Source organism: Rhizobium sp. BK313, assembly GCF_014193655.1.
In the GTDB taxonomy this organism is placed as follows: Bacteria; Pseudomonadota; Alphaproteobacteria; order Rhizobiales; family Rhizobiaceae; genus Rhizobium.
The window spans coordinates 78,108-86,603 of the sequence record NZ_JACHZQ010000014.1; the positions used below are offsets into that span (position 1 = coordinate 78,108).

Consider the following 8,496-nt stretch of genomic DNA (forward strand, 5'->3'; position numbering starts at 1 on the left):
GGCCGTGCGCGTTGCGCGTCATCCCAGCACGACCACTTGGCGCTGCGTGCCGAGACCGGCGATCCCGAGCGTTACGATGTCGCCTTCCTTCAGATAGACCTGCGGATTCTGTCCCAATCCGACGCCCGGCGGCGTGCCTGTCGAAATGATGTCGCCAGGCTGCAGCGACATGAACTGCGACAGATAGGAAACGAGATATTTGACGCCATAGACCATGGTCGCCGTGCTGCCGTTCTGATAGCGATGACCGCTGACTTCCAGCCACATGGCAAGCGCCTGCGGATCGGGAACCTCATCCGGCGTCACGAGCCAAGGTCCGGTCGGACCGAAGGTGTCGGCCGACTTGCCCTTGGTCCACTGACCCTGGCGTTCCGCCTGGAAAGCGCGTTCGGAGACATCGTTGATCACGCAATAGCCGGCAACATGATCCATGGCTTCGTCTTCGGAGACATATTTGGCCGTCTTGCCGATGACGACGCCGAGCTCGACTTCCCAATCGGTCTTCTTCGAACCGCGGGGAATCTCGATACTGTCGTTGGGGCCGACGATGGCTGAGGTAGCCTTCATGAAGATGATCGGTTCCGGCGGCACCGTCGCACCGGTTTCCGCGGCATGGTCGGAATAGTTCAAACCGATGCAGATGAATTTGCCGGTCCCTGCAACGCAGGCGCCGAGACGCGGATTGCCCTCGACCAATGGCAATGTCGAGGCATCGATAGCTTTCAGCCGCGCGATGCTGTCGGGCAGAAGCGTATTGCCACCAATATCGGCGACATGACCCGAAAGAGCTCGAATACGGCCCTCGGCGTCGAGCAGACCTGGCTTTTCCTGGCCGTGAGGCCCGTAGCGAAGTAGTTTCATCTAAATTCTCCGAAGCATAACAATGATGTTCAAGGGAGATTGGCATCCCCTGACATGAAGGGGCGAGCCGGCCGGTGGGAAGGCCCGGCCGGCTCGTGGGCCGCTGGCGTCAATAAGTCGCGCGGCCACCGGAAAGGTCGAACACAGCGCCTGTCGTGAACGAGTTCTCCTCGCTGACGAGCCAGGCGATCATTGCAGCCGCTTCGTTCAGCTCCAGGAAGCGTCCGCGCGGAATGCGGCTCAGCATGTAGGCGATATGTTCGGGGGCTTGTTCCATGGCGCCGGGCGTGCGGGCGACGGCTGGTGTCACGCAGTTTACCGCGATATCCTGGCCGGCGACTTCCTTGCCGAGCGACTTCGTCATGGCGATCACGGCAGCCTTCGCGGCGCTGTAAGCGGCCGCGTTCGGATTGCCTTCCTTGCCGGCGATGGACGCGACGTTGACGATGCGGCCGTAGTTCTGTTCCATCATGACCGGCACGACGGCACGGCAGCAATGGAACGTGCCGTTCACATCGATATCGAGAACCTGGTGCCACTGATCGAGCGGATATTTGGCAAGCGTCGTGTTCGGTCCGACGATCGCGGCATTGTTGATGAGGATATCCAGCCGACCCATGGCGCGGAGCGTACCGGCAACCGCTGCCTCGACGCTGGCATAGTCGGCAATATTGACGCGTTCGGTATGCACGGCATCGGCGGCGCGTCCCTCCGAAAGCTCGGCCTTGGCCTTTTCGAGGCCCTCAGCGTTGATGTCCCAAATGACGAGCCGTGCGCCGGAGTCGAGAAGGCGCTTGCCGACCGTGTAACCGATACCCTGGGCGCCGCCCGTGACGACGGCGACGCGGCCGGCCAGATTGATTGCATTCGTTTGCAAGATGGTCTTCCTTTTTATCCGATTGCGATGTCCACCCGCGCGCTTTACGCGTGGGCGCCCACCGTCTGTCCGGCGACAGGCCGCCAGCGCATGAGATGATCTTCAAAGAGTGAAACCGCGGTATCGAGCACCAGCGCGAATACGGTCAGCAGCAGAATGCCGGCGATGACGGAATTGATGTCGAAGACACCCTCTGCCAGGAGGATCAGATAGCCGACACCTTTTTCAGAGCCGAGATATTCGCCGACGACGCTACCCACGAAGGCGATGCCGACGGCATTGTGCAGGCTCGAAAACACCCAGCTCATCGCCGAAGGCATATAGACGTGACGCATGAGCTGACGCGAATTCGCACCCAGCATGCGCGTGTTCGATAGAACAACGGGGCTCACTTCGCGCACGCCCTGGAAGACGTTGAAGAACACCACGAAGAACACGAGCGTGACACCGAGGGCGACCTTCGACCAGATGCCGAGGCCGAACCAAAGTGCGAAGATCGGCGCGAAGATCAGGCGCGGCATCGAGTTCAGCGCCTTGATGAAAGGGTCGGCTACGACGGCGAGGAACGGGTTGAGTGCAAGCCACAATCCGAAGCCCAGGCCCAGAATGGTCCCGATTCCGAAGGCGAGCAGCGTCTCGATCAGGGTCGTATAGAGATGAATGAAGATCGAGCCGGTCACGAACCAGGTGACGATGCGTTGCGCGACGCCGACGGGATCGCCGAAGAAAAACGGCGACAGCCATTTCATCGACGTACAGACCCACCAGAACGCGATAAAGCCGATGAGCAGGAGAAGGCGCGTAACGAGGACGAGGCCCCGGTTGCGCGGATCAAGAGCGAGTGCGTGCATAGCTTTTCAAAACCTCCCCTCTGAGCACTTCCCAAATCGCGGAATGCAGCTGCAGGAACCGCTGGGTCATGCGGATTTCAGACACCTCCCGCGGTCGTTCCAAATCGATCTCGAACTCCGCGATCGGATGCGTTCCGGGACCGGCCGACAGGACGACAACACGATCGGACAGCGAGATGGCTTCCTCGAGATCGTGGGTGACGAACACGACGGACTTGCGGTCTGCCGACCAGAGTTGGAGGAGTTCATCCTCCATCAGATGCCGCGTCTGGATGTCGAGCGCGCTGAAGGGCTCATCCATGAGCAGGATGCGCGGATTGAGCGCCAGCGCCTGCGCCATGCTGGCGCGTTTGCGCATGCCGCCGGACATTTGATGCGGGTATTTCTTGCCATGCCCGTCCAGTCCGACGCGCACCAGCCATTCGCGAGCCGTTTCAAGGGCTTCTGCCTTCGGCTTGCCATGAAAAAGAAGGCCTGCGGCGACATTGTCCTCCGCGGTCTTCCAGGGCATCAGCGCGTCCGCCTGAAAGAGATAGGACGCGTCCTTGTTGAGACCCTGGCTCAGATTTTTTCCGAATACGCTCAGCGTCCCGACGGAGGGTCTGATCAGACCCGCCGCCACGTTGAGCAATGTCGACTTGCCGCAGCCGGTGGGGCCGACGACGGAGAGAAACTCTCCGTCGCGGACCGTCAGGTTAACATCCCGAACAGCGGTGTAGGTTTGCCCTGCGCCCTCGTTGCTGGCGAACGTGCAGGTCACACCATCGAAACGCAGTGCCTGATGTGCCGTCACCTGGTTGGCCTGCACATCAAGATTGCGGGCGCTCATAGTCATTGAACCTCCTTCGCGGCCTTTTCGGCGAAGCTGTTGTCATAGGTCGACTTCAGGTCGATTTTGGCGGCAGCAATGGTCGGATCGAAGGCATTCAAAACGTCGCTGACCGTCTTGGCGCCTTCGTCGGAGATTTCGCCCGTCTGGGAGAGGCAACGACGGCTGTTTTCGAAGCCCTTGGCGAAAAGCTGCTTGTCGTCGACCATGTATTCAGGCGGAACATTGTCCACGACCTCCTGCGGCGTTGCCTTGGCGATCCAGTGCTCAGCCCGCACGATGGCGTTGGTCATTGCCTGCGTCGTCTTCGGGTATTTGCTGACGAAATCCTTGGTGGCGTAAATGCTCGCTTCCGGATAGTCGGCGCCGAAGACCTGCTTGTTGCCCGCCTCGGTACGCATTTCGGCAAGTGGCGCGAGGTCTCCGCCTTCGACGAGAATGGTCGCGACCGGATCATTGACGATCAGCGCATCAATCTGGCCGGCACGGACGGCGGCGACAGCGCCGGCAGCCTGGCCGACGCCGATGATCGACACGTCATCGCCCTTCAGCCCTGCCTTGTGCAGGATGTAGTTGACGGCGAGATGCGTGCTCGAGCCCGGGGAGCTGACGCCGATGCGCATGCCCTTCAGATCGGCCGCTGTTTTCACCTTGTCCTTATCCTGCTTGGCGACACCGAAGATCCAGGCTGGGCAGTTTACCATGGCAGCGATCGTGACGAGGTTCTGGCCCTTGGCGGCCATGGTCAGGGTGTTGGAATAGGCACCCGCGGTCATGTCGGTGCTACCTCCGAGCATAGCCTCCAGCGCTTTGGCGCCGCCGGAGAAGCCGGCGATGGTAACGTCAATGCCTTCGTCGTTGAAGTAGCCGAGCTTCTTTGCAAGGAGCAGCGGCAGATAGGTCATGCCCACCGATGCGGCTCCGATATGGATTTCGGTTTTCTCCGGCGCGTCCTTGGCGAATGCCACAGTCGCGCCGTTGAAAACCATTGCGGCGCAGAGCGCCAATGCTAATTTCGATTTCATGCTTTCTTCCTCCCAGTTTGGTAGAGTTGCTAGTTCGATAATCTTCTCAATGCCTGGACGACGGCGTCTCCCATTTCCTCGGTGCCGACCCGGCGCATGCCTTCTTCATAGATGTCGCCGGTGCGGTAGCCGTCGGCGAGTACGGAACGGACCGCCTTTTCGACCAGCTGCGCCTTGTCTTCGAGGTCGAAGCTGTCGCGCAGCATCATCGCGAACGAAAGGATTGCGGCGAGCGGATTGGCGATATCCTTGCCGGCGATGTCCGGAGCGGAACCGTGAACCGGCTCATATAGCCCCTTGCGATCGACGCCGAGCGAGGCGGACGGCAGCATCCCGATGGACCCGGTCAGCATGGCGGCGGCGTCAGAAAGAATGTCGCCGAAGATGTTTCCGGTCACGATCACATCGAACTGCTTCGGCGCACGCATCAGCGTCATCGCAGCAGCATCGATGAAGAGGTGGCTGAGTTCGACGTCGGGATATTCGCGGCCGACGCGGGTGACGACTTCGCGCCACAGCTGCATCGTTTCCAGAACATTGGCCTTGTCGACCGAGCATACCTTCTTGCGGCGACGGCGAGCAGCACGGAAGGCCGCGTGCGCAACGCGCTCGATTTCGGATTCTGTATAACGCATGGTGTTGATGCCCACGCGTTCGCCGGACGGCAAGGTTTCGATGCCACGCGGTTGGCCGAAATAAACGTCACCGGTCAGCTCTCTGAGAATGACCAGGTCCAGGCCATCCACCACTTCGGGCTTCAACGTCGAGGCGCCAATCAATTCCGGAAACATGAAGGCCGGACGGAAATTGGCAAACAGGGTCAGTTCTTCGCGCAACTGCAGCAGGCCGGTGCCGGGCCGTTCGGCGCGCGGAATGCTCGCCTCGTCAGCGCCGCCGACCGAGCCGAACAGGATGGCATCCGAACGCCGGGCAAGCGCAAGCGTCTCGGGCGGCAGCGGCACGCCGCGGGCGACGATGCCGGCGAGACCGATCGGTGCTTCTTCAGTTTCCGCCTGGGGCAGCACGTAGCGCAGGACCTTCAGCGCCTGGGCGACGACTTCCGGACCGATTCCATCTCCGGGCATAACTGCGATCTTCATCTAAATATTCTCCGTTTGGTATCATGAATTCTGGAGCGGTGTTGCAACATCTAGCCGCCGTGGGCTCCGCGTTCGAATGCATCGATCTGCGCCGCTCGGGCGAGCGTGTAGTCAAGTTCGTCAATGCCGTTGACGAGACAGTCTTTCGCAAAAGCATTGACCTCGAAGCTATAGGACGAGCCGTCCGGAAGCTTGACGGTCTGGGCCGGCAGATCCACCTCGATCTCGGCACCGGGATTTGCCTCCAATTCGTCCAGTAGCGGCGTCACCACGTCGCCGGGCAAGATGATCGGCAGCAGGCCATTCTTCAGACAGTTGTTGAAGAAGATGTCGCCGAAGCTCGGTGCAATCGCGACACGGATGCCGTAGTCGTAGAGCGCCCACACGGCATGTTCGCGCGAGGAGCCGCAGCCGAAATTGCGGTTGCCGACAACGATACGCGCCGATCGATAGGGCGCCCGGTTCAGGATGAAATCCTCTATTTCCGAGCCGTCCTCACGAAAGCGGAAGGCATTGAAAAGATAATGACCGAAATTGTCGGAGCGCGGCTTCTGCAGGTAGCGCGCCGGCAAGATCTGGTCCGTGTCGCAATTGATCGCGGTGATCGGCACTGCAACGGCTTCGATATGGTCAAGGCGATCCATCACAGACCTCCCGACATCAGACGGCGGACATCGGTCAGATGTCCGGTGACAGCGGCGGCGGCAGCCATGGCCGGGCTCATCAGGTGGGTGCGGGCACCCGGACCCTGGCGGCCGACGAAATTGCGGTTTGATGTGGAGGCGCAACGCTGCCCTGGCGCGACCGTGTCGCCGTTGGTTGCAAGACACATCGAACAGCCCGCGAAGCGCCAATCGAAACCGGATGCCTTGAAGACCTGATCGAGACCTTCCGCCTCGGCTTGCGCCTTGATCTGCTGCGACCCAGGAACGACCCAGGCTTCCACGCCCTGTGCCACCTTGCGGCCCTTGGCCACGGCGGCAGCGGCGCGAAGATCCTCGATGCGACCGTTGGTGCAGGATCCGATGAAGACGCGATCGATACCGATTTCTTCCAGAGCCGTACCGGGAACAAGCCCCATGTATGCCAGCGCACGGGTCATTCCGTCCCGGCGATCTGGATCGGCGATCTCAGTGGGGTCGGGCACAAATCCGGTAATTGCCGTTGCATCTTCCGGCGTCGTCCCCCAGGTCACCATCGGCGCGATGGACTCGGCCTCGATGAAGACTTCCCGGTCGAATTCGGCATCGGGATCGGATCCCAGCTGACGCCATTTAGACACGGCGGCATCCCACTCGTCACCCTTCGGCGCATAGGGGCGGCTTGCCAGATAGGCAAAAGTCGTCTCGTCCGGCGCGATCATGCCAGCGCGCGCGCCGGCCTCAATCGACATGTTGCAGACCGTCAGTCGGCCCTCGATAGAGAGCGCTTTTATGGCCGTACCGGCATATTCGATAATGTGGCCGACAGCGCCGGCAACGCCGATACGGGCGATGATGGAAAGAATGATATCCTTGGCGGTGACGCCTTCCCCGAGCACACCGTCAATTGTGATGCGCATGCTGCGGGATTTGCGCTGCCACAGAGATTGCGTAGCAAGCACGTGACCGACTTCCGTCGCGCCGACGCCGAAGGCGAGCGCGCCCAGTGCGCCATGGGTAGAGGTGTGACTGTCGGCGCAGACGATCGTCATGCCGGGCAAGCTCAGCCCCTGCTCGGGTCCGACCACGTGCACGATGCCCTGGCGTGGATCATCGAGACCGAAGACAGTGATATTGGATTCCTTGGCGTCCCGCGTCAGTGCTTCGATCATCGTTCGACGTTCGGGATCGTTGATCGCGGACATCTCATGCGTATGCGTCGGCACATAATGATCAGCGGTGCCGAAAATGCGATCGGGAGACCGGGGCTTCAGCCCGCGGTCGCGGAGCACCTGAAAAGCCGGTGCGGTGACATCGTGAATAAAATGGCGATCGATAAAAAGAAGGTCCTGGCCGTCGTCGCGCGACATGATCCGATGGCTGTCCCAGATCTTGTCGTACATCGTCTTCGGCATGCCCATGGCATTGGATGGCATATATGCTGACTCCCATTCACTATCGACAAGCGCAGCAAAGCCCATGCCTTCAGGCACATCATTGCTCACATGATCAACGCTTGATCGATCTCATCCTCGCCAAGGATGATGCATCAGCTTTGCTCCCATGTGGCGTAGTTTTCGGGAAAGCCACCATCGCGAATGACGATGGCAGAAGGCGGGTCAGGATCGGTCAGCCTGGTTGACGTGAAAATGGAAGGCGATACGATCGCACCCGCAGTTCTCTGCGCCTCATCCCTCTCTGTCGAACATGCCGGCGAGATCCGTATCATTCGTCAGAGCGACGGAAGTCGCGCTTCTCGAGCTGCTTATCCGGTGGAATACCGGCATTGCGGAGGAAGTATTATGACCGACGAGACGATCGCCATTTCCTATGGGCGGGGGCATTTGCCATTGACACTGCCAGAAAAGGCGAAGGCAACGCTGATCCGCAAACGGGCACTGCCGAAACTCGCCGATCCGCATCAAGCGATTGCGACAGCCTTGAATGCGCCCGTGGCTTCCGCGCCGCTTTCCGAGCTCGCCAAAGGCCGCAACAGTGCCTGCATCCTGATCTGCGACATCACCCGTCCCGTCCCCAACCGGCTGTTCCTGCGGCCGATGATCGAAACGATGGTCGCCGCCGGGATCCCGCTTAAGGCAATCTCCGTGCTGGTCGCAACCGGCCTGCACCGGCCGAACCTTGGTGATGAACTCGCCGAACTCATCGGTGATCCCTGGGTGCTGGAAAATGTCCGCGTCGACAACCACTATGCCCGTAACGAGGCCGCCCATGTCGATCTCGGCCATACGCGTACGCGCAACACGCCGGTCAAGCTCGACCGCCTGTTCGTCGAAGCCGATCTCAGGATCGCC

9 protein-coding genes are annotated in these 8,496 nt (G+C 60.6%); 1 reads left to right on the forward strand and 8 read right to left on the reverse strand.

Annotated features, from left to right (window positions below):
* Positions 1-18: 18 nt before the first annotated feature.
* From FHT86_RS36535 to leuC, 8 genes are all read right to left on the reverse strand, one after another.
* Positions 19-861: a fumarylacetoacetate hydrolase family protein gene (locus FHT86_RS36535; protein WP_133704754.1), complete on the reverse strand. Its 843-nt coding sequence runs from the start codon at positions 859-861 to the stop codon at positions 19-21.
* A gap of 109 nt (positions 862-970) precedes the next feature.
* Positions 971-1,738: an SDR family NAD(P)-dependent oxidoreductase gene (locus FHT86_RS36540; protein ID WP_133704755.1), complete on the reverse strand. Its 768-nt coding sequence runs from the start codon at positions 1,736-1,738 to the stop codon at positions 971-973.
* 44 nt (positions 1,739-1,782) lie between these two features.
* Positions 1,783-2,589, reverse strand: coding sequence for an ABC transporter permease (locus tag FHT86_RS36545; protein WP_133704756.1), 807 nt, complete (start codon positions 2,587-2,589; stop codon positions 1,783-1,785).
* Positions 2,570-3,424 carry an ABC transporter ATP-binding protein gene (locus FHT86_RS36550; RefSeq protein ID WP_133704757.1) on the reverse strand — a complete coding sequence of 285 codons (855 nt, stop codon included), beginning with the start codon at positions 3,422-3,424 and terminating at the stop codon, positions 2,570-2,572. The genes FHT86_RS36545 and FHT86_RS36550 overlap by 20 nt, the downstream gene beginning before the upstream one ends.
* Positions 3,421-4,443 (reverse strand): ABC transporter substrate-binding protein, encoded by a 1,023-nt coding sequence (locus FHT86_RS36555; protein ID WP_133704758.1) that lies wholly within the window; start codon positions 4,441-4,443, stop codon positions 3,421-3,423. The genes FHT86_RS36550 and FHT86_RS36555 overlap by 4 nt, the downstream gene beginning before the upstream one ends.
* A 29-nt stretch (positions 4,444-4,472) precedes the next feature.
* Positions 4,473-5,543 (reverse strand): 3-isopropylmalate dehydrogenase, encoded by a 1,071-nt coding sequence (leuB, locus tag FHT86_RS36560; RefSeq protein ID WP_133704759.1) that lies wholly within the window; start codon positions 5,541-5,543, stop codon positions 4,473-4,475.
* 50 nt (positions 5,544-5,593) lie between these two features.
* On the reverse strand, positions 5,594-6,187 hold the full coding sequence (leuD, locus tag FHT86_RS36565; protein WP_133704760.1) for a 3-isopropylmalate dehydratase small subunit: 594 nt from the start codon (positions 6,185-6,187) through the stop codon (positions 5,594-5,596).
* Complete coding sequence (gene leuC, locus FHT86_RS36570) at positions 6,187-7,620, reverse strand: 3-isopropylmalate dehydratase large subunit (RefSeq protein ID WP_246779833.1); 1,434 nt, start codon at positions 7,618-7,620, stop codon at positions 6,187-6,189. The genes leuD and leuC overlap by 1 nt, the downstream gene beginning before the upstream one ends.
* A gap of 366 nt (positions 7,621-7,986) precedes the next feature.
* On the opposite strand from leuC, the gene FHT86_RS36575 reads away from it, so the two are divergent.
* A partial coding sequence (locus tag FHT86_RS36575) for a lactate racemase domain-containing protein (RefSeq protein WP_133704761.1) occupies positions 7,987-8,496 on the forward strand: 510 nt, incomplete at its 3' end.